A 26623-nucleotide genomic window follows, 5' to 3' on the forward strand; every position below is an offset into this window, starting at 1 on the left:
CTGTGCACTATTCACTAATTACTAAAATATGATACTCAATTCAATCAACTGGAATGTAGATCCCGAAATATTTTCATTAGGTCCAATTCATGTGCGTTACTATGGCTTGCTGTTTGCCATGGGCTTTATGCTTGGTTACTATATTATCGAGCGTATGTTTAAGTCAGAGGGTATTCAGCAGGAATGGCTCGATAAGCTCTTTATGTACGTGGTGATTGCCACGATTGTTGGAGCTCGTTTAGGTCATGTAATTTTCTATGGCTGGGATTACTATTCGCAAAATCTTGGTGATATCATCAAAATATGGGAAGGCGGTCTGGCCAGTCATGGAGGTGCTATTGGTATATTGGTGGCCCTGTATTACTACTCTAAAAAGGTAACTAAACGCAGTATGATATGGACGCTTGATCGTCTGGTAGTGCCGGTGGCTTTGGCTGCTGTATTCATTCGTTTAGGTAACCTGATGAATTCTGAAATATATGGTCATGCGACTGATTTGCCATGGGGATTTGTGTTTGAACGCCGGGGTGAAGAAGTTGCTAAGCATCCTACACAATTGTATGAAGCCATTTGCTACCTTATAACTTTTATTACGGTATTCTTTACTTATTGGAAGACAAAAGCCAAAGAAAAGCAGGGGCTTATTTTCGGCATCTTCCTGATTGGCATATTTGCGTCACGTTTCTTTATTGAGTTTGTGAAAGAAAATCAGGAAGCTTTTGAAGAGGGAATGACCTTCAACATGGGGCAACTGTTAAGCGTGCCATTTGTTATAGCAGGAATTTATTACATCTATAAAGCATTGAAGAAATAATCTGTACCTGATTATTTTGAATGAGCCGGAACCGCGTCATGTGGTTCCGGCTTTTTCGTACTTCATAAGTTTCGTCTCTTGTTGCGATTCTTGATTAATGATACGATCCCTTGATTTCAGACTTTTGCACGTCGCCGTCTGCACTTCCAGCACGCGAAGATATTGATTGGTTACATTGCAAATGCTTCCCTTGGGAAGCTGTCCGCAAGACTGAATGGGCATTATATAATTCAATATTTGTCTTGAATTAATAAAATAGCAATTTACACATGTAAAAATAATATACGAATAGTATATAAAAATAAATAAAACGTATATATTAGTGCTGTAAGTATATTTAGAATGAAGGATATCGCTAAAAATAGGAAATATCAGGCTGCACTTTCAACCGGTAAAAAGCTGTTTTGGAAATACGGCCTTAAACGGGTGAGTATTGAAGAGATATGTAAGGAGGCATCGGTGAGTAAGATGACCTTTTATAAGTACTTTCCAAACAAAATTGAACTGGCTAAATCCATTCTAAAAGGCATTATGGAGCAGGCGATGGAGCAGTTTGAAGAACTAATCAACTCCGATTTGTCTTTCGAGCAAAAAGTGGAGCAGATGATGCACATGAAAATGGAAGGCACTAAAGAGCTGAGTGTAGAGTTTCTGAACGACATCTATGCCAATCCTGATAATGGCTTGTTGGCTTTTATGCAAAAGTATAGTGAGCAATCAACCAGTATCTTTGCCGAATTCCTGAAGCAAGCTCAACATAATGATGAGATACGGAAAGATGTAAGCATCGATTTTATTCTCTACCAGATGAATTTGATGACGCAAACTGTCAATGACCAAACGTTATTGGCAAAGTATAATTCGCCTGGAGAGCTAATAATGGAAAATATGCGCTACCTGTTTTATGGGATGATGCCAAATAAGTGAATGGGATGAGACTACAACTGTGTATATTGTTATTGTCGGTGCTGCTTGGTGCTAATGCTCAGGTGGCCGATACGCTGAATCGTATCGAATGGCAGGGGCAAATGGTGGGTTGGATGCATTATAACAAGGATAATCCTTATCCGGTGTATCTTGGCGGACGGTTTATTCCTCAGGCAAATTATACGGTTGATTTAAGCCTTGACAGCCGTTTGGATTTTGAGGCGTCAGCTAATATGGTTGGCGATGTTGGGCTGCAAATCCCCGATTCGAGTGACTGGAATGGTAATGTGAGTCCCTATCGCATCTGGGGACGCTATTCAACCGATCAGCTGGAAGTACGGCTGGGACTGCAAAAAATCAATTTTGGCTCTGCTACTTTACTGCGCCCATTAATGTGGTTCGACCAGGTGGACCCGCGTGATCCTCTGCAGCTGACCGACGGCGTGTGGGGCGGACTGATGCGCTATTATTTTATGAATAACACCAATGTGTGGGTGTGGGTGTTGTATGGCAGTGATAATGTAAAGGGGTGGGAATATATGAGGAGTAATCAATCTATCCCTGAGTTTGGAGGTCGTATTCAGGCTCCGGTGCCGCTTGGAGAGGTGGCCCTATCGTATCATCACCGTGTGGCCGATAGCAGGCATTTAAATGGTGAGGTAGCCGAATGGGATAAGATTCCTGAAAACCGATTGGGCTTCGATGCACGTTTCGACAAGGTGGTGGGTTTCTGGTTTGAAGGTGCCTGGGTAAATATGAATAAAGATATGGGCGAACTCACCAACCAGGTTAATCTGAATATTGGCCTGGATTATACTTTTGGTATAGGCAACGGCTTAAGCATTATTGCTGAACATTTAGTAACTTCCTATGATAAAAAAGCATTTGCATTTAATGACGCCATCAATATTACGGCCTGTTCGCTGAATTACCCCATTGGTATGTTTGATAATGTCAATACCATTGTGTTTTATAGCTGGGCCGATAGCAAGTGGTATAATTTTATCAACTGGAGTAAGCAATACGATGCTATCGTCCTCAATATGATGGCTTATTGGAATCCGGATGACTATAATATGCCGTTGCAAGGCAATGCCGAAAATCTGTTTGGTGGAAAAGGTATTCAGCTAATGCTGGTATATAATTTTTAATGGTAAAACGAATTATTGTCGATGATAAAATATTTCAAGATATGGATAATCAAATCATACAATTGGAGCATCTGACCAAGCGTTTCCCGGTAGGAAATGGATTTTTTACGGCTCTAACTGATATCACACTGAGCTTTGGTAAAGGTGAGTTTGCAGGCCTGGTAGGACCCAGTGGTTCTGGTAAAACCACCCTGCTCAATATTATTGGTTCGCTCGATGTGCCAAGCGAAGGGAAAGCTACCGTATTAGGCCGCTCCATTGCAGAGTTATCACAGAAGCAGGCTGCCAATATGCGGAATCATCACATTGGGTTTATATTTCAGACCTATAATCTGCTGCCGGTGTACACTGTGTATGAAAACGTGGAATTTGCTTTGTTGCTGCAAAATATTTCTGCCGAGGAAAGAAGGAAGGCGGTAATGCAGGCACTGGAGTGGGTTGGTTTGACCGATAAAGAAAAATCAAAACCATCGATGCTGTCGGGTGGCGAGTGTCAGCGGGTAGCTATTGCCCGCTCCATGGTAAAGAGGCCGAAAATAGTTTTGGCTGACGAACCTACTGCCAACCTCGATTCGAAGAATTCGCATCACATCTTACAAACTATGCAGAAGCTGAATGAAGAGCTGGGTGTGACCTTCATCTTTTCTACCCACGATGAGAAGGTGATGCAGTACCTGAAACGACAGATATCATTAGCTGATGGGAAAGTGGTAGCCGATGAGCAAGTGGAATTAGTTAGTAGTCAGTAGTGGTTAGTTGGCAGAAGGCAGAAGAAAAAGAATGAAGCACCATTAGAATCGCTAGTCTCTGGCAGCTATCTAAAGACATAAGATGCAGGACGCAAGAAAAAAACACAATCATTCAACTTTTCAACTTTTAAACTCTAGACAGGGAATAAAGGCGGTTGATAGAAGACGAAAAAGACTAAAGCGCCAAGGAAGCAACCATTAGCCATTAGCTTTCACTCTAAACCCACAACTCATAACTCTCAACTAGAACATGGTAGCATTTAAATTAGCATATCGAAACCTGATTGGTGCAGGCACACGCACCTGGTTAAATGTAAGTGTTTTGTCCTTTGCTTTTGTGCTCATTATTTTCCATAATGGTATGCTTGATGGTTGGAACCGACAGAGCCGTAAAGATACGCAACAGTGGGAAGTGGCCAACGGGCAATATTGGCATCCACACTACGATAAGCTGGATGTGTACAGCATAAAAGATGCCCATAAGCCCTTGGATGCGCAAATCATTGGCAAGGTGAAGGATGGGAGTCTGGTGCCGATGTTGATTCAGCAGGCTACAATTTATCCACAAGGGCGCATGCAGAGTGTGCTGCTCAAAGGCATACCTCATGACCAACAGCTATTAAAGCTGCCTACCCAAGAGCTAAAAGCTGTGACCGAAGGTTTGCCTGCTGTCATTGGTAAGCGAATGGCTACGGCTGCCAAACTGGGTATAGGTGATAAGGTATTGATACGTTGGCGCGATAAGAACGGCACCTTCGATGCTACGGAGCTCACCATTGCATCTGTTTTTAATGCAGATGTGCCTTCGATTGATAATGGACAGATATACATTGATTTTGAAGCCATGCAAACCATGATGGGTTTAAGGGGTGATGCCACTTTGCTGGTGACTGGAGAGGAAGAACCTGCCACTATGGATGGATGGGATTTTAAGGATATAAAGTTTCTATTGGCAGAGCTTGACCAGCTGATTGAATCGAAAAAGGGCGGTGGTATTGTGCTGCAAGCTGTTTTACTGCTCATTGCTCTGTTGGCCATCTTTGATACACAAGTGCTGTCTATCTTTAGAAGGCAGAAGGAAATAGGCACCTTTATAGCCTTGGGATTGACTCGCTGGCAGGTGGTTGGTGTCTTTACCATCGAAGGGGCAGCGCATAGCATATTGGCAATTGTGTTAGGAGCCGCCTATGGCATTCCATTTTTTATATGGCTCAATGCCATTGGACTTAGTTTTGGCGATGTCGATGTTGGCATCACTATGGCAGCTACCATTTATCCTTATTACAGTGTGCGGCTCATCCTGTCAACCATCGGGCTGGTAGTCATTGCATCTGCTATAGTGAGCTATCTGCCGGCCCGAAAGATTGCGAGAATGAATCCAACGGAAGCATTAAAAGGGAAAATACAGTAAGAAAGACACGAGATGAAAGACATAAGACGGGTGACGGAATAAATTGAAGCATAAAGGAAATGGCTATTAAAGTCAGTAGTTAATAGTTTGAAGGCAGAAGAAAAAAGAATTAAGCACCCTGGAAATAGCTGGAAGCTATCAGCCATTAGCTATCAGCTTTCACTCAAACCCTAAACTAAAAACTCTAAACCTACAACTCAATACATAAAAATGGTCGCATTTAAATTAGCATATCGAAATCTTTTGGGAGCAGGCTTACGCACCTGGCTCAATGTGAGTGTGCTGTCGCTGGCCTTTGTACTCATTGTTTTTTACAATGGTATGATTGATGGCTGGAACCGACAGAGCAGAAATGATACGCAGGACTGGGAGATAGGACAGGGGCAATACTGGCATCCTGACTACGATAAATACGATGTGTACACCATCAACGAGGCACATCAGCCGATTGACGAGCATGCTCAACAAGAAATCGACGGCGGGCATCTGGTACCACAACTTCTGCAGAAGGCCACCATTTATCCTCAGGGGCGTATGCAGAGCATTCTTTTGAGAGGTATTCCGCCTGAACAGACATTATTGAAGCTGCCCACCGATGCGCTGAATGGTGATGATGAGGCAAAGGTGATAATAGGTAAGCGCATGGCAAAGGCGACCAAACTAAAGGTGGGCGACCAGGTCCTGCTGCGATGGCGTGATCGACATGGTACTTTTGATGCCAGGCAGGTAACGGTGGCTCAGGTGTTTAATTGCGATGTAGCAGAAGCCGACCAGGGGCAGTTATACATCGATTTTCAGGTGATGCAGCAGATGATGGACTTTGACAGCGAAGCGACTTTATTGGTGAGTGGATCAGAAGATGTCGGACTGGCAGGGTGGAGCTTTAAGTCGGCCGATTTCTTACTGAAGGACTTGGACGATTTGATTAATTCGGAGCGCATAAGTGGGCGCATCATACAGTTGGTTCTGCTGATGATTGCTCTATTGGCCATTTTTGATACACAGATACTGTCCATCTTCAGGCGCAAGAAGGAGATTGGCACGTACATCGCTTTGGGTTTAACCCGCAAGCAGGTAGTGGGTATTTTTACCATTGAGGGCGGCGTGCACAGTATTCTGGCGGCCTTATTGGGTGCTGCCTATGGCATTCCACTGTTTTTATGGATTAATACCATTGGCATTAATTTTGGCAGTGCCGACATGGGCATCACCATCGCCGAGCGCGTGTATCCTTATTATAGCTGGCAGTTGGTGGTGGGCTCGGTACTTATTGTGTTGGTGACATCTACGATTGTTAGCTTTATTCCGGCCCGTAAAATTGCTTATATGAGCCCAACGGATGCACTGAAGGGAAAATAGAAATGAGATGTCTGGTCGTCATAATAGAGGTGGTATTGCGGTGTGTTTTACCGACATTAGATACGATGTTTGGGCACCCATTGGCATAAGCGGAGGTAAGAAAAATTTGGAACCAAGCTGTGAATTTTTAAATTTTTCCCGAAGTGATGCCTTTATGGGTAAACGAGTACTACAGTCGGCGGCTTTTTTCTCACCTTTTTGAGCTGTAGGCAAAAAGGTGAAGCCTCAACGGCTTGAGTTGAAGATAAAAAAAGGTAGTTTGATAATATAAAACAGAGTAATAAGATATCAATATAATAAAAGGTATAGTTGATGCGCAATCTACTGACCACAGACTATTAACTACTGACTAATAAACGAATCATGATACAATTTTTAATCAAAGGGATATTACGCGATAAAAGCCGAAGTCTGCTGCCAATAATAGTAGTCTCTTTGGGCGTGTTTCTGACTGTTTTTATGAGCGGATGGATGAAAGGCGTGTTTGGCGATATGATTGATATGAATGCTAACTACACCATGGGCCATGTGAAGGTGATGACTCGTGCCTACGCCGATAATGAGGCGCAGATTCCAAATGATTTGGCATTGCTGGATGTGAGTGAGCTCATCAGCCGTTTGGAAGCCGATTATTCCAATATGGAATGGGTGCGACGCATCCAGTTTGGTGGACTCCTGGATGTGCCCGATGCCAATGGCGAAACAAGGGCGCAGGGACCAGCAGCCGGACGCGCGATTGACCTGTTAACACCCGGCTCAAAAGAGGCAGAGCGCCTTAATATTCCTAAATCGATTGTTGAGGGGCGCTTACCTGAGCAGCAAGGTGAAGTACTGATAAGCAACGAATTCGCCGAGCGTTTCGCTGTCAATATTGGCGATGATATTTCGGTGATGGGTTCAACCATGTATGGCAGTATGGTAGTGCCTACCTTCAAGGTGTGTGGTACCATTAATTTTGGGATGGCCATGCTCGACCGGGGTGCCATCATCATGGATATTACCGATGCCGAACAGGCCTTTGATATGATAGATGCCGCTGGTGAGGTGTTGGGCTACTTTAAATCAAACATATACGACGATGAGCTGGCTTTAGCAGTGCGCGACAGCTTCAACCTGAAATACAGCGACGAGAGCGATGAATTCGCACCCGTTATGGTACGATTACGCGATGAGCCTTCGCTGAAACAGTATCTGAACATGGCCGATAATATGAGTGCCATGATGGTGATGATATTTGTAATTGCCATGTCCATTGTGCTTTGGAATACCGGACTGCTGGGTGGCTTACGGCGATACACCGAGTATGGTGTGCGACTGGCATTGGGCGAAGAAAAAGGGCATATCTTCCGCACCATCATCTACGAGGCCATCATCATTGGCTCCATTGGTTCGGTGGTGGGGTCGGCACTGGGCATTGCAACATCTTATTACCTGCAGGAGAACGGTATCGATTTTAGTTCGATGATGGAAAACGTGACCATGATGATGCCTACGGTTTACCGTGCTAAGGTATCGCCCGAACTGTTTTACATTGGCTTTATACCTGGTTTGCTAGCCATGACGATGGGGAATGCTTTGGCCGGATACGCCATCTATAAGCGCAAAACGGCACAGCTGTTTAAGGAGCTGGAGGTGTAAATCTGTGAACCTAACAGGTTTTAAGCTAGAAATTGCGCGTGATATTGGCACATTTGGTGTGATATGCTATTGCTAAAGCGTGATATGGAAATGATTGTGCGTGATATTGGGTTGCTCTGGCGTGAGATCGCATTCAGCTGGCGTGAGATTAAGTTGATAGTGATGTGAGATGACATAAATTAGGTGTGAGATGGTGATCGCGCGGTATGAGATCGACCTAATTATGCATGATATTGTGGCAGTTCACCGTGATATTGAGTCATTCGGGCGTGAGATCGAGTATTGTTGACGTGAGATCGACTTGTTTATATGTAATATTGGATTAAAGACCATGTTATTGACTTAATGAGGTGACGGCTGTTGACCAATAAAAAGTAACAAACTAATAATTAAATGATATGACACGAATAATAACGCTATTACTGATAGTCTCTTTAAGCATTGTGGGCAAAGCACAAACAGCCGATGAAATCATCAAAAAGATAGACGATAACATGTCCGCCGATACGCGCATCGTTGAGTCGAGCATGACTATTCATGGTCGTCGTAACAGTCGCACCATTACATCGGTAAGCTACACCATGGGCACCGAAAAATCATTTACCGAATACCTGTCTCCGGCGCGCGAGAAGGGCACTAAAATGCTTAAGCTCGATGACCGCCTGTGGACCTACTACCCGGCCAACGATCGCATTGTTCAGATTTCCGGTCACATGCTGCGCCAGTCATTAATGGGGTCTGACTTGTCCTATGAGGATATGATGGATGATCGTAAACTGTGCGATGTATATGCACCAGTCATCGAATCTACCGAAACCATTGACGGGCATAAAGTGTTTGTGCTAAAACTTACAGCCAAGGTGGATAATGCAGCTTACTATTCGCGCAAGCTATGGGTTGATGAAACCTATTTCTTACCTGTTAAAGAAGAGCTTTACGCCAAGAGTGGTCAGCTGCTCAAACGCACAGTATTGAGTGATTTTAAACAGATAAAAGGCCGCTGGTACCCCATGAAGTTTAACTTTAAAGACGTGCTCAAGCAAGGCGACGGCACCGACTGGGAAATCATCAGCATCAAGTTTAATGAAGAAATTCCTGATTACCTGTTTACCAAAGCGGCTCTGAAGCAGTAAAGCATCTGGCGAACTATCGGTTTGTATGTGCAACCTGGGCGGTCATCCAGATTGTTTCAAATATGAGTTGCGTTATTTTGCTCATCTTTTGAATCAATTTTTGATGGTATATGAGTTGTGTTGAGCAGCTCCTCCAGGTAGCCTTCAATTTATGCACACTGCACGGTGAGCGCAGTGTGGTGTTATTTCCTCTGGATTTCGTCAATAAAGAAGTTGGCAATCGTGATTGTCGGCTCGGCTGACCAATCGGCATCCAGGTTGCCAAGCCAAATGACACTCAGTTCCAAATCGGGGTATAGCATGATGGCAGAGCAGCCGCCCGTAATGCCCCCGAGGTGGCCATATAGTCTGTTACCACGCTCATCTTTGGTTACCACCCACCCAAATCCTGTATCACTTTCGTTTTCGCCACTGTACTTGTAGGGTGTAAAAAGTAATTGTTGGCTGTTATTATTCAAATAAGTACCATATTGAAGTTCATTGCACATTTTAGTCAGATCTTCGGCACAGGAAAGTATACCTCCTGAAGTTATTTTGTAACGGTTGTCGAAAAAGTGCGCATTAATAATTTCGCCTTGGGTGTTTAATTCATAGCCTGATGTACGATTAGGTATTATCTGATACGGATGGTCTGCTATAGAATTATTCATGTTTAATGGTGCAAAAAGAGAGTCTTTTAGTAGTTTTTCGAATTTTAGGTTAGTCTGTTTTTCAATATAGGCTGCTGCAATATTGTACCCATAGCTTGAATAGTGGAACTTATGACCAGGAGTAAACAAAAGCGAATCATCTTTCAGGATGTTTAAGCCTGTTTGAATACTGTGATGGAAGTTAATAGTCAAGGTGTCTTTGGGTAAATAATGCCTGATGCCAGCAGCGTGGCAAAACAATTGCCTTACAGTAAACGACTCAGGGATATGCTGAAAACATGCAAGTTTATCGTTGACGGCTTGGTCAATGTCCACAATTCCGTTTTGGTATAGACGTGCTGTTAGGACAGCCGACACAGGCTTAGAGACGCTTGCAATTCTAAATTTGGTCTCTGGACGAACTAGAATATTTTGCTCCAGATTTGAATAGCCAAAGCTTTGTGACCAGACTAAGCTGCCTTTGTGTGATACGGCTATCTGCATTCCGGGAACTTTATGTGTTTCCATAAAGCCTTCGATGTAGGAATGAGATTTCTCGATGGAGACACTAAAATTGCCAGTTTGATTATTAGAACACGATAGAAGTAGAGTTAGGGCGATAAAAATAATTGGCTTGTTCATTTATGTCTGTGTTTCTTATGTTTTAAACTGTTTCTTGGGTATACGCTTCGTAAAACCGATAGTCATTATTGGTAAATCACTACTAATTTATGATTTTGTTTGATATGTCTGCGTTTTCAGTTTCATAATATCTGGCTGATGAGTGCTATCTGTTAAGCTGTTTTTTTTATCTGTGAAAGATGTGTATAATTTGAATGTGGGTGTAATTAAATGGGGTCAATATCTTATAAAAGTAATATAAATCATGCAATGGGGTTTCAAAAATGGGTTTAGAAATAAAAAATACTAATAATTTGTAATAACACCCCATATTTATATATTTGTACCCGAAAACTGATAAATGTCATAATTATTCTGGCAAGGGGAATTGGTATTGCATGTTTGGTATTTAACATTGTATATCCTAATTGAGCAGATTAAAGTTGGATTTTGACCAATCGAACTGGGCATTGAATCAATAATCTTTATCACATTATTATGAAATTAAATCTTAGACTGAAAAAAAGAATGTTGGCAACCCTGGCAATTATAATGGGGTTAGGAGGACTGATGGAGTTAAGTGCGCAACCCGGTGTTGATTCTGGTGCCACGGCCTGGATGATCACCTCTACAGCTTTGGTATTACTCATGGTTCCTGGTCTGGCCATGTTTTACGGTGGACTGGTGCGCTCAAAAAATGTGTTGGGTACCATGATGCATAGTTTTGCTGCTATGGGCGTCATGAGTGTACTTTGGGTAACAGTTAGTTATAGCATGTGTTTTGGAAGCAGTGTGCTGGGTGGCTGGTTTGGCTGGAATTCAGATTACGTGTTTTTGCAAGGCATTGATGAAACAATTATGGAAGGTGGCGTACCCGAATATGTATTTTCCATGTTTCAGGGAAAATTTGCCATTATTACACCAGCTTTAATAGCAGGGGCATTTGCCGAAAGAGTGAAATTCAGAGGTTACCTGGTGTTTATTACCTTATGGGGACTGCTCGTATATAATCCATTGTGTCACTGGGTATGGGCCGAAGATGGCTTCTTATTTAATATGGGTGCCGATGGAGCAATTGACTTTGCCGGCGGTACGGTGGTGCATATTTCTGCTGGTGTAAGCGGATTGGTGGCAGCTATCTACCTGGGGGCTCGTCGTGGTTATCCTCACCGTCAGATGCGTCCTAATAACCTGGTAATGGTAATGATGGGTGTTGGACTGCTATGGGTTGGCTGGTTTGGTTTCAACGCTGGTAGTAGTGTTTCTAGCGGATTGAGCACTGCTCAGGCGCTAACTGCAACCCAAGTGGCTGCCGCAGCTGGTGCGTTAACCTGGATATTAATTGAAGGGTTCCACCAGGGGAAAATGACCGCACTGGGTTTTGCTTCAGGTATATTATCAGGTTTGGTAGCTGTTACGCCCGCGGCTGGTGTCGTACAGCCTTTAGGAGCCATGGTTTTAGGTGCACTGGCAACCGTTATTTGTTACTTAATGCTCATTGTTAAAGATAAACTTGGCTACGATGATTCATTGGATGCCTTTGGAATTCATGGAGTAGGCGGTATTGTTGGCGCAATTGCCTTAACCTTTTTTATCCGCGATAGCTGGATGGCTAATGCTGCTGAAGCAGCCGGAGGAAGCTGGAGTATCTGGCAACAGTTAGGGGTGCAGGTAGCAGCTGTGGCTATAGCAATGGCCTACTCAATTGTATTAACCCTGATTATATTGGTGGTAGTTGAAAAGCTGTTCGGCCTTAAGTCAACACCTGAAGAGGAGATGCAGGGATTAGACCATGCTTACCATGGAGAACGTGGTTATGGCATGTTAAATCCTAATTAATTAACTTATTACTTTTAAGTATTGAGTTAATAAGGTGGCAGGCTGTTCGGCCGCTTTGTAACCAACAAGAATAAACTATTAAAGACATGAAACGAACAAGTAAATTTAAATATAAATGGCCAAACAGATGCCTGATTAAAATTTGCTTGTGAGTTCCATCTGACAACTAAATGTAAAATTACACAGATGAAATTAATAACCGCTATTATACGTTCATACCAGCTGGACCAGGTCCGAGAGAGCCTTATAGCTGCCGGTATTACCAGAATTACAGTCAGTCGGGTGTCGGGCCATGGCGCTCAAAAGCGAGAGGAAGTTTACCGTGGTAAAAAAGTAATTCCATCACTTATTCCTAAAATGCGTGTGGAAATTGCTGTCAATGATGAATTTGTTGATACAACCGTTAATGCCATCATCGAAGGGGCAAAATCGGTAAGCGAGGTAGAGGGAGAAATTGGCGATGGTAAGATTTTTATAACACCATTAGAGGAGTGCATCCGAATAAGAACCGGTGAAAAAGGCAGTAATGCTATTTAATGAAACTATGGAAGTTCTTCCATAATAACTCCAAATCTATGAAGCGGAAATCCCTCTTGACATTGTGAAGAGGGATTTTTTATTGAATAGTCAACAGTTACTTCTCGGGTTGATGTTGCGGCCTTAGTAAGTCCATGACTGTTTTAACGGGATTAAAGGTACTGATAGGTACTTCTACAAAAAAGGTCAGCCAATGTGCCATTGCACCATTCCATAAACCAGGTAATTCAAGCGCTTTAAGTGCATTCCCGTTCTGTGTTTTTTCAGAAATAAAACCGGTCTCAGGATTAACAAACTTCGTCAGGTCAAATTTTTGTCCTTTGTAATCTTTGGTGTAGCATACCAGATCTACCGGGTTGAAGTGTGTGCTGGCTTTTAATATGGCTTGTTGTTCGGCATTGTTGGGATCTATTTGTGCTCCCTCCACAATCTGCAGGTTAATACTGTCATCCTTTTGTTTTACCCAGAATGGTCCTCCGCCAGGTTCGCCTTCATTTTTAACCATGCCACAAACACGTATCGGACGGTTGAGTTTATCTAATAGTAAGGAACGCTTATCGTCATAAGATAATTGCTCAATGGCCGAACGTTCCATCTGCAGCTCATTTACCAGAAAGTCGACACCTGTATTCGTGGCCTCGTCAGATACCTGTTCAAGACCTTTGAGTATGTCGGATATCTGTGCTTGTTTATCCAATACAATACCGGCCAGCACTTGCTTATATGCAACCGTATCCTTTTGCAGGTGCTGTGGTACCACATTGTCTATATTCTTAATAAATACGAGTTCTTCCTGCAGATCATTCAGGTTTTCAATGAGTGCCCCATGCCCGCCAGGCCTGAATAACAATTGTGCTTCATTATTTCTGAATGGTGTATTGTCAGGATTGACAGCAATTGTATCAGTGGATGGTTTTTGAAATGAGAAACTCACATCGAATTTAACACTAAACTGTGCTTCTATTTGTTCTTTACCTGCTTCAAGCTGTTGTTTAAAAAGCTCCTCGTGCTCAGGACTAATGGTGAAATGTATTTTGGCTTTACCGTTTACTTTTGCATATTGTGCCGCTTCCTTCAGATGTTCTTCCAAAGGAGTCAACGCCGATTCAGAACCCATGTGAAACTTAAGCAGGCCTTTGGGCAGGCTGCCATAGTTCAATCCCTTACCAAGTAAAAGATGCTCTACTACTTGTGTAGCTAACTTTGTGTCAATGTGCTTAGTATCTATTCTTTTTTGTAAAGCTTTTTCAAGATCATCGATAAAAGCAAATTGTCGAATGTGTGCAAAAAAAACATCATATGGTGCTTGCTGCATCATCACCTCTTTTTGTTCTTCATTCGCATTAAGAAACTCAAAAAGAGCCTTAAACATACGGGTAGCCGCACCTGATGCTGGCACAAATTTGATTGTATTCAAGCCATTTTTCAGGGCCTTATTGTATAAATTGATATAATGCTCATGGTCTTGCGGTGATGCTTGTATAATGCCATTGTCAATGGTAGCTGCTTTATGCAACTCAGCAAAAGCAAATCCATTTTTGAAATGCTCCAGTTGTTGCTCAATAAGCTTAATATCTATTCCTTTCTTATTAATTTGTTCAAGGTCGTTTTTTGTAAACATATGGTTGAATTTTAAAGATACGTAATAATAAGTTTTTTCGATGTTGATAACAAATCAGGGTCGTTAAATTAAGGTCAATTATCGTATCTCGTGTAAGCAGGAATCCCTAGTGCCTACCCGTTATTCCCCTGAATTTAAAACGTTAGTATAATAGACTAATAGAATAAAAGAACAAAAAGTTCAAATATACTGGTAATCAATTATTTAAATGTTTAGATATTTAAAAAATTAGGCTATCTTCGCCCTGTTAAAATTTCTTAAAAAGTATTCACTAATCATTCTTTTATGAAGAGAATCGGATTATTCTGTGGGTTACTTATGCTTAGTTTTCAGCTATTTGCTGAAGGTTATCAGGTAAACCTGCAAGGCAACCGGCAGACAGGTATGGGACATACCGGAGCCGGATTAATGATGGGCGCCTCAAGCATGCATTTTAACCCAGGCGCATTAAGTTTAATGGATAAAAAGTATGATTTTTCATTGGGCGGTAGTTTTATTTTTTCTAAAAATACGTTCCACAAACAAAGTCCATCAGCGTATGAAGCTAAATCGGATAACCCAATGGGAACACCTTTTTACTTCTATGGAGCAACTAAAATAAATGATAAGCTGGCAGCAGGTCTGGCAGTTACTACTCCTTATGGTAATTCATTAAAATGGGGCGACGATTGGGATGGTAAGTACCTTATTCAGGATATTTCTTTACGTGCAATTTTTATTCAGCCTACTATTGCTTATAAAATCACCGATAAACTTGGTTTTGGTGTTGGTTTTATGGCCGTAAATGGTAATGTTGATTTAAACAAGGCATTGCCAGCTCAGTCTGCCGATGGCGTGGCAAGTGTTAACATTTCCGGTAATACCTGGGCATTTGGTTTTAATGCTGGTCTTTCTTTCCAGGCAAATGAGCAATTATCATTCGGACTAAGCTACCGTTCAAAAGTGATGGTTGAATTAGATGAGGGAGATGCTGATTTTACAGTGCCACCATCGCTTGGCGGCATATACCCGGATACCAAATTTCAATCTGAATTACCAATGCCTGCCAATATGACTTTAGGTGTTGGTTATCAGGTGAATGAGAAGCTATTATTGGCTGTAGATCTGCAGTATGTAGAGTGGTCGGCCTACGAAAGTTTGAACTTCGACTTTGAAGCTGAAACAGTGCCAGATTCGCATAACCAACGTGATTTTGAAAACACCATGATATACCGTCTGGGAGCTGAGTATACCTTAAATGAAAAGTTTCAGTTCCGAGGAGGTGTGTATTACGACAGCACACCAATACCTGAAGATTTGCTAACGCCGGAAACACCTGGCACCAATAAAATTGGTATGTCATTAGGTTGTGGCTATCAAATTAACGATAAGCTATCGCTGGATGCTTCATTACTTTATATCCATGGTAACAAGCGTGAAGATGGCTATGCGCCAACCAATTTTTACGGAACATATTACACCAATGCAGTTATTCCTGGTATTGGTATAAATTATTCATTCTAAAAAAGACGGGGTAATGATGAAAAAGATTATATATCAATATATGCTGCTGGCAATTGTTGTACTTTTGGCTGCTTGTGAACCAAAAGTAGACGACTTTAAACCCTCAAAGGGAACAGCAGATTTTACGAAGTTTATAGCCATTGGAGATTCTTATACAGCAGGTTACACTGATGGTGCTCTGGGACTAAGAGGCCAGCAGGAAAGCTTCAGTTATATATTAGGACAACAACTGATGTATGTGGGCAGTGAATCATATCATCAGCCATTGGTGCAGGCTGAAGGAAGTGTAGGTACTACCGTTATTGATGCACAAGGTACTTTAAACGGTTACTTTGAGCTAAAAGTAACAGAAAGGGGATTATCTCCTGTACCTTCAGTTGGTAATATGGCCATTTTAGCTGAAGATGTCTATGATGAAGATAATCAGAATTTTGGTGTTCCTGGAGCGAAAGTTACTCATTTAGTTGCCGCTGGTTATGCTCAGGCTAATCCTTTTTTTGCACGATTTGCCAGTTCAGATGTGACACATGTTTTGGGAGATGCTGCTACAGCAAATCCAACATTCTTTAGCTGTTGGTTGGCCGGAAATGATGTGTTGTCGTTTGCTTTAGCCGGCGGTGTTGGTGGTATTGGCAATGGCGTAACTGACATTACCGATGCTGCAACCTTCGAATCTGCCTTAGCAGCAGTATTAAATACTTTAACAGCCAAGGGGGCAAAAGGTGTAGTTGGCAATATACCTGATGTGTCATCCATCCCTTTCTTTACAACTGTTCCTTATAATGCTTTTGTAATTGATGCTGCAACAGCAGCGGCTTTAAATGCTAAATATGCAGATTACAATACCGCAGCAGAGTCTGTAGGGCTGCCTCCAATGGTTTTTACTGAAGGACCTAATGCTTTTGTTATTTATGATGAATCAATTCCTGCGCAGCTAGGACATAGAAGACAGGCAACAGCTGATGACAGGCTGTTATTGACTGCTCAGTCTGAGGCTTTGAGCTGGGGACCAACAAGTGACCCAATTTTAGGTAATGAACTTGTGTTGACAAAAGATGAGCTAAGCATGATAAGTACGGCCACTAACCAGTTTAATGCGATTAGCAAAAACCTGGCTGATGGTTTTGGTTTAGCTTTCTTTGATGCTAATGCATTAATGAAGCAGCTAAGCACCACCGGAATAATTATTGATGGACATCACTATACTGGAACTTTTGTGACAGGAGGTATATTTTCTTTAGACGGTATTCATGCAACTGGTCGTGGTTCGGCTATTATTGCCAATGCCATGATTGATGCTATAAATGATACTTACGGCTCTACTGTGCCACGAGCCAATATTAATGATTACGATATGGTAAAATTTCCTTAATGGGAATTGATATATGAGTGGTGAAAGGAGGGGTAACCCTCCTTTTTTTATTTTAATCGGGCAGCAATATCTTTTTCCAGTTCGTCTCTAAGTTGTTGCAATAAAGGGTGATTCGCTTTCAGACTGTATTCGCCGATTTGATTAATGGGCAGCAGGCGGGGAGATGTTCCACTGATAAAAGCTGCTTCCATTTTACTTATATCCTCAACAGGCAGGCACCTGTATTCCAGGGGTAGGCCTAAATTTTCAATAATAGATATAATATGCTGACGCATTATACCGGGAAGTACAACCGAATCATCCGCGGTAATGAGCGTATTACCATTTATAAAAAACAGGTTGGAGCGACTGCCTTCTGTCAGGCAATTATCACTATTCACCAGCAGTGTTTCGTATACATGCCGTTGCTCAATGATGGTGTTGGCTTTTTCTCTAACATCGGGGTTGTAGATTTTGGCGTTGGGGTGGTGACGCTCAGAAAACTGGAGGGAGCACTTAATGCCTTTTTGCTGTTGCTCTTCAGTGGGGTAACTACTTGGTATGAAATAGGCCATAAAAACCTGCTCGCCGTCAGGCATAAACCTGAAGTCGAGCTTTACATTGCCATCTGAAATATTATTGGCTGCATAAAGCATTTTTAGCCGATTGCCTAGCTGACTAATGCGAATGATTGGTTTCTGGTTGGCAATTCTAAGACTGTTCTCCAAACGCTTAAGGTGCTCTTCAATGAACAGGGGCGTATTTTTCTGAATGCGAAATACCTCATAAATGCACACTTCTTCGTTGGTGATAGCACTGTTGAAAAAGTTCACCGACTTAAGTGTTCTGTCCATCAGGAAATATTGTCCTAGTATAACAGATTGCATTGAATATGAGGTATGGTTATAAACGAAGATGAAGATAGACATTTTTTTATACTTCTGACCTATATAGTGAATTATTACTCTGTTGTAAGAAATAGCTCACGTCAAGGCTCAACTAAACAAATATGTGATAATTTAGGGGTGTGAAAATATAATCTCAATTCAATGAAGAACTTTACATTTCTAGTACTTTTTATGGCATTTGTCACAGTCTCTTGCCAGTACGGGGGTACTGCATCATCTAACAAGCCAGCCAACGACACAATTCAAACGGCCAGTGGGTTAAAGTATTTGTATCTCAAGAAAGGCGATGGTCCAAAGATTGTATCCGGAGCAAGGGTAGGGACCTATTTAAGCCTGATGGTGAATGATTCAGTAGTTTGGAATACTAATGAACTTCCTGATTCACTTTTTACGTTTATAGCTGATTCTACACGTTTGATCAAAGGATTTACTGAGGTGTCGATGCTGCTTCGTGAAGGCGATGAGATAATTGCTATTTTGCCTGATTCGCTGGCTTATGGAGCTAAGGGTGCAGGGGATATTATTCCGCCCAACGCAACTTTGGTTTATGATCAGTTTAAGGTAATGAGTGTTGTATTGCCTGATAGCACACTAGTAGTTGAATAAAATTTTAAGGTGTGCTGGTTAATTATTCGGCACTAATCAATTGATTGGAGTAATACAAATAGTTGAGCAGTTCCAGCTGATATTTGATGTAGGCTTCGGCCAACTTTAGTCTGCTACCTATGTATTTCTCCTGTCTTTTGTTCAGCATAAAAACAGAGCTTTCGCCGTATTTAAACTTTTCGGCTTCACCATCCATCAATTGTTTGTAGTTAATGGCATTTGTTTCGTTAATATCTATTTGCTGTTGTAACACCGATTGTTGTAACCAGCTTGCTTCGGCCTTATTAAATAATTCATTTTGTTTGTAGTTTAAATCCAATTGCAACTCCTGAAGCTTTAGTTTTCCCATCTTTACCTCAGCGCGTTCTGAACGCAGCAATAATGGCATTGAAAAACCCACACCCATTTTGTAATTGGCAATGTCAAAACTATGAATAGCCATGTTATCTGAAGTTGTCAGTAGTGGGTTGTATTTCACCTTTAATTTAGGCTTCAGTTTTTCACGTTTCAGTCGCTGTTCAATCTCAGTTATAGATAGCTTGTTGATAGAGGCTTGTATCGCAGGGTGATTGTGTATAAGTGCGCTGTCGTAACGTACTACCTGGTGACGATAAAGCTCTCTGTAGTGTTCAGGGAGAGTGTTCGGTTGCAAATTAAGAGCTTCGTTATTATACCATAAATAGTTTTCTACCGACTGTCTGGATTTAATCAGGTATATCTCATTCTTATTGAACAGACTAATGGCTTCCTGATATAAAATGTGTGCTTCAAGCGTATCCATTGAAGTCTTTTCGCCCTGCAGGTACGATTCACGCGTGTTAGTATAATAATCGTAAGCGATGGTTATGTTTTCGCTCAAAACATCCATGAAAGAGTGGTACAATTGCCAGGTATGGTATGTATACATTGCATTGTACAGAAGGTCGTTGAGTAAGGTGTTTTGCTCATTAAGTGAAAGGTGTTGAAATTCTTTGGCCTGACGGATAGCAGTGTTGCGTTCATTAACCAATAAACCATTCAGTAAATTAATTTCGATGCCTAAATGCCATAAGCCATATTCATCGGTGGTATTTTCTGGATTGAGATAATCGCCTTTAGTATTCTCATAACCGCCAACAATAGTTACACCTGTGGATGTAGGGAACCTTAGGCGACTTTGAAATTTCTCATAGTAAAGTTTATCATTCAGGTTCTTCTTATCCCAATCAGCATCGAGTGTAGGGTCTGTGCTGCCTTTGGCTTTCATTAAAGCGGCTTCGGCATAAGATGGCTTAAGCTTAGCTTTTTGGGCAACCGGGTGATAGAGTAATATATTGGTAATATAATCATCGTAACTAAGTACCAGACTATCTGATTGTGCCGAGGCATGTATGCCAGTCAGACCCATAACTAGCAGAATGCATATGTGTATAATGTATTTCGTTGTATTCAACTTGCTGGTGTTTTGTATGATGTCGGGTAATTCTGGTTTATTTAATTGATTTAATAGGAGCTTTCAGTTTTACCTCCTCTTTATCAACTCCTGATTGGTAAAAATCGGGTGGGAAACCATTTAGCTGGCGCCATAATTCATACCATACAGGTACCTTGTTTAGTAACAGGAAGGCTTCGGTTCCGGCACCAACCCTCAATTGCTCGGGCCAGGGTCTGTCAGCTACTTCAGGGCTAATGAGTACCCGGTAATGGCCATTGTCGCTAATGTACTGATCGATGGCCACTATGGTACCATTAAATACGCCGGTTGATGATTGAGGCCATCCGCTGATAACAATGGCCGGCCATCCGTCAAAGCGCAGGCGCGCACTATTACCCACATGTAGTAGCGGAAGATCATTAGGCTTAAGATATACTTCAACAGCCAGGTCATAATTATCGGGCACAATGATAGCGATGTCACTGCCTTCTTTTATTGTTTCGCCAATTCCTTTTCTTAATATTTTGGTGACATAACCAGATTGAGGCGCCGTGAGATAATAATATTGCTGGCGCATGCTGTAATTACTTATTGTGCTCTTCAGTTTGGCAATTGTAGCTTCGTTCTCCATCTTGGCCGAAATAGCCGATTGCAGGTCCGATTGTGATTTAGCCAGCTTATCGGTATACTCCTGCTCAATGGCCAATAATTCAATGGTGAGGATACCCACAGTGTTTTGCTGGTTGATCCACTTATTTTGTTGCACACTTACCTTTGCCTCAGCTTCTTGTTTTTTGTACTGTTTTTCTTGTAATTCAGATAAGGTCTTCAATCCTTTATCATACAGTTCCTTTGTTCGACTATATTGGTTAACAGCTATTGCCAGGTTATTGCGAAATACTTCGAGATCGATGCTGTCCATTGAAGACTTGTTTCGTTCTTGCACCAGCTTTTGAAGCGTTTGCTGACGTTTAAGTGCCAGACCTTCATCAAGTGCTCTGTATTGCTTTTTCAGGGCTTCAATTTTACTGTCGTATGAAGTTCTGCTTTGGTTCTTCGCTTCAAGTTGTTCGGTTGTATTGGCTATCAGATTAGGATCGAAGTATTCGGCTTTTACTTCAGAAATATGCAATATGGTATCGCCTTGATTAACAAAGTCACCTTCGCGCACAAACCATTCTTCAATACGACCTGATATGACAGATTGTATGGCCTGAGGATGTTGTTCGGGCTGACGGGTTGTTACATAACCCTTAGTACTTATATTTTGTGTCCACGGAAGAAACAGGCCAATTAGCAATACCACAAAACAGCCCAGCATCACATATATAGGAGCTTGCTTAACCTGGCATTTCAGAATGATCTGATAGGATTTAAACTGGCTCAGTTCAATATCATTTTTAACACTATTATTTGAGATATCTAGCATGTCCTATTGTCCTATTTGGTTTAAGTCAATAATTCTTTCACATTTCTCTTTCCAATAATTGAAGTCTGATACCACAAGTACCGTACAGTTAAACTCTTTTGAGGTCAGGTAATCAATGATTCTTATTTTTTCATCTTCCTCAATAAACTGCAAAGGTTCTTCAAGTAACAATAACCTGGGTTTATGAATTAATATACGGGCTATCTGTATCTTCTGAATAACACCGCGGGGAAGCCGGCGCCCACCACTGTCGATGATGGAATCAATACCATATGATTGTCTTCTCAGAAACTCATCTAAATGTAGAAAACGTAGGGTTTTATCCAGAGCTTCATCGGGCAGGTTCTGCCCCATCAAAATATTATCTCTGATGCTTCCTTCAAACAGTTGATTGGTGGGCAGCCCAACACCAATAGATGAGAAATAATCATCACGTTTATAGTGCGATATAGGTACATTATCTATCAGTAGTTCGCCTTCAGTTGCGTTAAACAACCCGGAGATTAACTTTGTTAAAATCGTTTTGCCACTACCTGAAGTGCCGTAAAGGACCACCTTTTCGTTGGCTGCAATGTCAAAGGAAATATTATTCAGAACTTTTATATCTTCACCTGGAAATGATAAGGAAATGTTTCGGGCCTTAACAGACAGTCCTGTTGAGTTATTAATGGTGGATGTTCCTTTATTTTCATCCAGTTTTAGATCACTTACGTAGCCTATTTTCTCAAGGGCTGTCAGTACATCATAGATGGTTTCTATCACGCGTATCACCTTTTCAACCGAATTGATGATAAGAATGATAATGATTTCGGCTGCAACAAACTGGCCAAGATTGATTTTTTCCTGAAAGACCAGAATACCTCCCAGTATTAGTAAGCTGGCAGCTACAGTAAGTTTAAAACCAATGAATAACCAAAACTGCTGCAACAACACACGGAAATGACTTTGGCGACATTCTAAGTAGCTGCTAACAATATCGTCTGTTTTGTCGAGGTGTAGTTTGTTTTTATTGAATATTTTAAAGGTGGCATTGGTTCTCGCAATTTCTTCTAGCCAGTGGGCAATTTTATACTTGTATTTGCTTTCTTGCAAACTGGTATCCAATCCTTTTCGACCGGTTATTTTATATATGATCCAGATTATAACTGCCAGGATAAATCCCAGAATAATAAAATAGGAACTATATATAGTTAACAGGATCAGGCCAAAGAATATTTGGAAAATGGCCATTGAAAAATCAATCAAAATTTTAGGAAGACCTTTCTGAATCGTTAAAGTATCAAAGAAGCGATTGACAAGCTCGGGCGCATGTACTTTGTCTAGTTGAAGAAATGCTATGCGAGGAAATCGAAATGCAAATTCAAAAGCAGAGCGGGCAAAAATATCCTGCTGAATATTTTCAACCAGCCGTAACTGGAAAATTTGCAAGATGCCTGTAAGTGCCATGCCAACCAGTACAAATCCAACCAGTACAATCCAAGTTGATGTTAGTTCGCCAGTTTGTAAGGAGTTAATTATTGCTTGTATACCAACTGGTAAAGTCAGGTTAATAATTCCGATAAAAAAAGCGTATAAGTATATCTGTTTTAGCACTGAATTATATTTCTTCAGCAAATTCCATAATCGTTTTGTTGGTTGCAATATCATCAGCGGTCTTATTACGTCTGTTTAGTTAATGATGTTAAAACACCTTTGAGGTAGGTTTGTTTGCGAATTGGATGAAAACTTGATGTAGTTTAAATGCCTCGATAAATTTAAAACTATCCTCTGTTTTATTAGCAATTATGAAATGTATTTTGTTTTAGTTTAAGTCATTTTAACTAAACAAAATACGTCGAATTATGTTTTTTCTTTAAAAAGCCTATGAAACTGTTAGAGAATATATTAGTGCCTGTTAAGGTGAGTGAGGTATCCAAAGCGCAGATGGCTGTCGCTGTTGAGCTGGCAAAGAAGTTTAAATCGCAGCTTTTGCTCTTGCAGGTATTACCTTTAGAAGCCAAAAATAGTAATGTCAAGGGCATTATTGAAAAGTATGTGGAGGACGATTTTGCTGAACTACTTAACCGTATGAAAGATGCTGGTGTGCATGCCGAAAAACTGATTGCCTATGGCAATATGTTCGAGCAGATTATACGATTAGGTGAAGAACACAAGGTTAACCTGACATTAATTCCGGATGATTTTCACCTTTCGGACAATCAACAATCGGTGGATTACATGGTGGAAAAATTGTTGCGCAAATCAGAAAAGCCGGTTTGGGTAGTTAAAGAAAATAGTCGGGTGGTGCCATCATCCATCCTTTGCCCGGTTGATTTTTCGGATGCATCGGCTCGTGCACTAACCAATGCCATCAAAATAGCCCGCATTTTTAAGGCAAAACTAAATGTGCTGAATGTGTTTGAACCTTTGGAAGAAATGTATTCACTGCGTTACAAGGTGGATTATGACGAGGAAAACAGAGTGCTTGAACAAGAAAATACCGATAGTTTTCAATTATTTCTGAAGCAGTTCAATTTTATTGATGTAAACTATGAGTTGATTACTTTGCAAGGTCAACCTTACAAGAAGATATTAGAATTTGCAAAGCAGCATCAGGTGGATATCCTATTTATGGGAGCCACAGGTAAAACATTTTTTCAGCGACTTTTACTGGGTAGTGTTACCGAGCTAGTAGTCCGCGATTTACCTTGCTCCATTGTCGTTACCAAGTCGGAAAATATATTAAACCTAAAAATAGAGCAGGATATTACAGATTTGGAAAAATTACTATCTAATGCCATTAAACTGGAGGAGGCTGGCTTCTATGCTGATGCTATTGAACAGGTGAACGCTGCACTGAAAATAAATGATTTACACCTGCCTGCCATTTATGCATTGGTTCGGTTGTATTCAAAAACAGATAATCAGGAAATGGCTGATGTTTACAATAAAAAAGCCGATGAAATATTGAAGCGATTGTGGAACAAAAAAATTGAGCTCGAGATACGTAAGGGAATGGAGCAAAGCTAGAAATGTAATTTATACAGTGCTGATGCAACGCAAGACTTTTTCCATCAGCACTGTAAGCTATGTATGACCTATAGTATTCTTACTCCTCTGAAGTACGCGTAATTGTATAAATGTCTTTCCGTCTGTCTTTGAGGTTACGCACACTGCCCAGCTGATTCAATTCTCTCAGTTTATCTATATCAACATCTGCTATTAAAATCATCTCAGTATTGGGGGTGGCCTCTGCCTTGATACCATTTGTAGGAAAGGCAAAGTCGCAAGGCGTAAATACCATCGATTGTGCATACTGAATATCCATATTATGCACTTTGGGCAGGTTACCCACACTTCCGGCAATTGCCACGTAACATTCATTTTCAATGGCTCGTGCCTGTGCACAGCTTTTTACCCGCGAATAGCCGTTTTGTGTATCGGTTAAAAAGGGTACAAACAGGATATCTATACCATCTTCGGCCAATAGGCGGCTCAACTCCGGAAATTCAACATCGTAACAAACCAAAATACCAATTTTACCACAATCAGTATCATAGGTGCGGATGGTATTACCTCCTTGTAATCCCCATACTTTTACCTCGTCAGGTGTCACGTGCAGCTTCTCAAAGCGTTCTATTCCACCATCGCGTTTGCACAGGTAGCCTGCGTTATACAGGTTGTTATCCACCACCTCTGGCATGCTGCCGGTTATAATATTGATGTTATAGGTGATGGCCAGTTCGGCAAAGCGCTTGGTTATATCTTCGGTGTATTCGGCCAGTTTGCGTATGGCTTCGGGTTCGGACAGGTGATTATACCTCGACATTAGAGGCGCATTGAAAAATTCAGGGAATAGGGCGAAGTCGCACCTGTAGCCCGACACAGCATCAACAAAGTACTCGGCTTGCTGCATCAACTCTTCAAAGTCGCGGTAAAGACGCATCTGCCATTGAATAAGACCCAGGCGAACAATGGTTTTTTTGGTAGCTGCTGTGTCTGTTTCTTTTTCGTAGTACACATTGTCCCACTCCAGCAATACGGCATATTCTTTTGATTCCTTGTCGCCCTCCAGGTAGCCCTGAAGTACCCTGGCCGGGTGAAAGTCATTTGACATCTGGAAGTTAAGAACCGGATCGTGAATTTCTTTGTTACGTACTTTTTCGATGTATTCACGGGGCGATATCTCGGAAGAATATTGATGATAGTTGGGGATGCGTCCGCCAAATACAATACCTTTCAGGTTGAGTTTTTCGCAGAGTTCCTTGCGGTAATCGTATAAGCGGCGCCCTAATCGCAGGCCTCTGAATTTGGGTCTTATAAATACATCAATGCCATATAGCTTATTACCATCGGGGGTATGTGTGTTGAAAGTATATGAGCCGGTGATTTGGCTGTAGGTGTGTTTGTCGCCAAATTTCTTGTAATCAACAATGATTGACAGTGCGCATCCTGCTAATTCATTGTCTACTTTAATACCTACTTGTCCTTCCGGGAATTTTTCAATCAGTGTTTTAATGTGCTGTTCTTTCCAATAGGCTTCGGGCATGTTCGAATAGGCCTCCTGCATGGCACTCTTAATTTCATCATAATCATCAAGTGTGAGGAAAACCAACTCTATATTATCAATAGCCTGAACGTCTGTTTTTGTTTCCATGGTAATCTATAATTATCAAATTAACAGATGATTGTAATTAAGTAAAAGGTTGCATTAATGGCCGGCTAATTTATGGATATAATTGACACCTGCTATTATTTCGTAAAATTATTTTGGGGTAATCAAATAATAAAGTCAAACGTACTTACAGTTTAATTATCAGCTTTTATGATGAATATAGTCGGTTAGTTTCGTCTGGTTGACATCAAATGCACTGTGATGCTACAGGTCAAACAGAACTTCTTATCTTTGTTACTTATAACCTGAGTTCGACATAAAATTACTGGCTCAAATCGCTTATAAATGTTTAGTTTCAAGGAATATTTGTGAAAGCATAGCGAGCTATG

21 protein-coding genes are annotated in these 26623 nt (G+C 41.3%); 14 read left to right on the forward strand and 7 right to left on the reverse strand.

From position 1 onward, the window contains the following. Positions 1-28: 28 nt before the first annotated feature. From lgt to KDU71_RS20625, 8 genes are all read left to right on the forward strand, one after another. Positions 29-814 (forward strand): prolipoprotein diacylglyceryl transferase, encoded by a 786-nt coding sequence (gene lgt / locus KDU71_RS20590; RefSeq protein WP_212193004.1) that lies wholly within the window; start codon positions 29-31, stop codon positions 812-814. A gap of 342 nt (positions 815-1156) precedes the next feature. Beyond that, positions 1157-1741 (forward strand): TetR/AcrR family transcriptional regulator, encoded by a 585-nt coding sequence (locus KDU71_RS20595; RefSeq protein WP_212193005.1) that lies wholly within the window; start codon positions 1157-1159, stop codon positions 1739-1741. Between the two features lie 5 nt (positions 1742-1746). After that, on the forward strand, positions 1747-2892 hold the full coding sequence (locus tag KDU71_RS20600; protein ID WP_212193006.1) for a hypothetical protein: 1146 nt from the start codon (positions 1747-1749) through the stop codon (positions 2890-2892). A gap of 41 nt (positions 2893-2933) precedes the next feature. Continuing rightward, positions 2934-3641 carry an ABC transporter ATP-binding protein gene (locus tag KDU71_RS20605; protein ID WP_212193007.1) on the forward strand — a complete coding sequence of 236 codons (708 nt, stop codon included), beginning with the start codon at positions 2934-2936 and terminating at the stop codon, positions 3639-3641. Positions 3642-3891: 250 nt separating this feature from the next. Further along, the gene (locus KDU71_RS20610; RefSeq protein WP_212193008.1) at positions 3892-5052 is read left to right on the forward strand and encodes an ABC transporter permease; all 1161 of its coding nucleotides are present in this window, start codon (positions 3892-3894) and stop codon (positions 5050-5052) included. A 210-nt stretch (positions 5053-5262) separates the two neighbouring features. Beyond that, positions 5263-6411, forward strand: a complete 1149-nt coding sequence (locus KDU71_RS20615; protein WP_212193009.1) for an ABC transporter permease — start codon at positions 5263-5265, stop codon at positions 6409-6411. A gap of 363 nt (positions 6412-6774) precedes the next feature. Then, positions 6775-8049 (forward strand): ABC transporter permease, encoded by a 1275-nt coding sequence (locus KDU71_RS20620; RefSeq protein WP_212193010.1) that lies wholly within the window; start codon positions 6775-6777, stop codon positions 8047-8049. 398 nt (positions 8050-8447) lie between these two features. Further along, positions 8448-9182 (forward strand): outer membrane lipoprotein-sorting protein, encoded by a 735-nt coding sequence (locus tag KDU71_RS20625; RefSeq protein ID WP_212193011.1) that lies wholly within the window; start codon positions 8448-8450, stop codon positions 9180-9182. A gap of 182 nt (positions 9183-9364) precedes the next feature. On the opposite strand, the gene KDU71_RS20630 is transcribed toward KDU71_RS20625, so the two are convergent. After that, the gene (locus KDU71_RS20630; RefSeq protein ID WP_262898275.1) at positions 9365-10453 is read right to left on the reverse strand and encodes a serine hydrolase domain-containing protein; all 1089 of its coding nucleotides are present in this window, start codon (positions 10451-10453) and stop codon (positions 9365-9367) included. 477 nt (positions 10454-10930) lie between these two features. On the opposite strand from KDU71_RS20630, the gene KDU71_RS20635 reads away from it, so the two are divergent. Beyond that, complete coding sequence (locus tag KDU71_RS20635) at positions 10931-12271, forward strand: ammonium transporter (protein WP_244828627.1); 1341 nt, start codon at positions 10931-10933, stop codon at positions 12269-12271. A 186-nt stretch (positions 12272-12457) separates the two neighbouring features. Further along, on the forward strand, positions 12458-12808 hold the full coding sequence (locus KDU71_RS20640; protein WP_212193013.1) for a P-II family nitrogen regulator: 351 nt from the start codon (positions 12458-12460) through the stop codon (positions 12806-12808). Between the two features lie 97 nt (positions 12809-12905). On the opposite strand, the gene KDU71_RS20645 is transcribed toward KDU71_RS20640, so the two are convergent. Continuing rightward, positions 12906-14429: a DUF4301 family protein gene (locus KDU71_RS20645; RefSeq protein WP_212193014.1), complete on the reverse strand. Its 1524-nt coding sequence runs from the start codon at positions 14427-14429 to the stop codon at positions 12906-12908. Between the two features lie 285 nt (positions 14430-14714). Between KDU71_RS20645 and KDU71_RS20650 the strand changes: the two genes are divergently transcribed. Beyond that, the gene (locus KDU71_RS20650; RefSeq protein ID WP_212193015.1) at positions 14715-15932 is read left to right on the forward strand and encodes an OmpP1/FadL family transporter; all 1218 of its coding nucleotides are present in this window, start codon (positions 14715-14717) and stop codon (positions 15930-15932) included. A gap of 13 nt (positions 15933-15945) precedes the next feature. Then, entirely contained in the window at positions 15946-17304 is a 1359-nt protein-coding gene (locus tag KDU71_RS20655; RefSeq protein WP_212193016.1) for a hypothetical protein, read from the forward strand. 47 nt (positions 17305-17351) lie between these two features. Here KDU71_RS20655 and KDU71_RS20660 read toward each other — a convergent pair whose 3' ends face one another. Beyond that, positions 17352-18170 (reverse strand): aminotransferase class IV, encoded by an 819-nt coding sequence (locus KDU71_RS20660; RefSeq protein ID WP_212193017.1) that lies wholly within the window; start codon positions 18168-18170, stop codon positions 17352-17354. Between the two features lie 162 nt (positions 18171-18332). Between KDU71_RS20660 and KDU71_RS20665 the strand changes: the two genes are divergently transcribed. Continuing rightward, on the forward strand, positions 18333-18797 hold the full coding sequence (locus KDU71_RS20665) for an FKBP-type peptidyl-prolyl cis-trans isomerase (RefSeq protein ID WP_212193018.1): 465 nt from the start codon (positions 18333-18335) through the stop codon (positions 18795-18797). Positions 18798-18819: 22 nt separating this feature from the next. Here the strand turns inward: KDU71_RS20665 and KDU71_RS20670 are convergent, their stop codons facing one another. The 3 genes from KDU71_RS20670 to KDU71_RS20680 are packed head-to-tail and all read right to left on the reverse strand — an operon-like array spanning position 18820 to position 23287. Further along, a complete protein-coding gene (locus tag KDU71_RS20670) occupies positions 18820-20229 on the reverse strand; it encodes a TolC family protein (RefSeq protein ID WP_212193019.1) in 1410 nt (469 codons plus the stop codon). 37 nt (positions 20230-20266) lie between these two features. Then, positions 20267-21640, reverse strand: a complete 1374-nt coding sequence (locus KDU71_RS20675) for an HlyD family secretion protein (protein ID WP_212193020.1) — start codon at positions 21638-21640, stop codon at positions 20267-20269. A 3-nt stretch (positions 21641-21643) separates the two neighbouring features. Next, entirely contained in the window at positions 21644-23287 is a 1644-nt protein-coding gene (locus KDU71_RS20680) for a peptidase domain-containing ABC transporter (protein ID WP_212193021.1), read from the reverse strand. A 216-nt stretch (positions 23288-23503) separates the two neighbouring features. Here KDU71_RS20680 and KDU71_RS20685 point away from each other — a divergent pair, with 216 nt between their 5' ends. After that, the gene (locus KDU71_RS20685) at positions 23504-24649 is read left to right on the forward strand and encodes a universal stress protein (protein ID WP_212193022.1); all 1146 of its coding nucleotides are present in this window, start codon (positions 23504-23506) and stop codon (positions 24647-24649) included. 79 nt (positions 24650-24728) lie between these two features. Here KDU71_RS20685 and KDU71_RS20690 read toward each other — a convergent pair whose 3' ends face one another. Continuing rightward, positions 24729-26276: a carbon-nitrogen hydrolase family protein gene (locus tag KDU71_RS20690; RefSeq protein ID WP_212193023.1), complete on the reverse strand. Its 1548-nt coding sequence runs from the start codon at positions 26274-26276 to the stop codon at positions 24729-24731. Between the last annotated feature and the right edge of the window lie 347 nt (positions 26277-26623).

The sequence above is a fragment of the Carboxylicivirga sediminis genome (assembly GCF_018156225.1).
In the GTDB taxonomy this organism is placed as follows: domain Bacteria; phylum Bacteroidota; class Bacteroidia; order Bacteroidales; family Marinilabiliaceae; genus Carboxylicivirga; species Carboxylicivirga sediminis.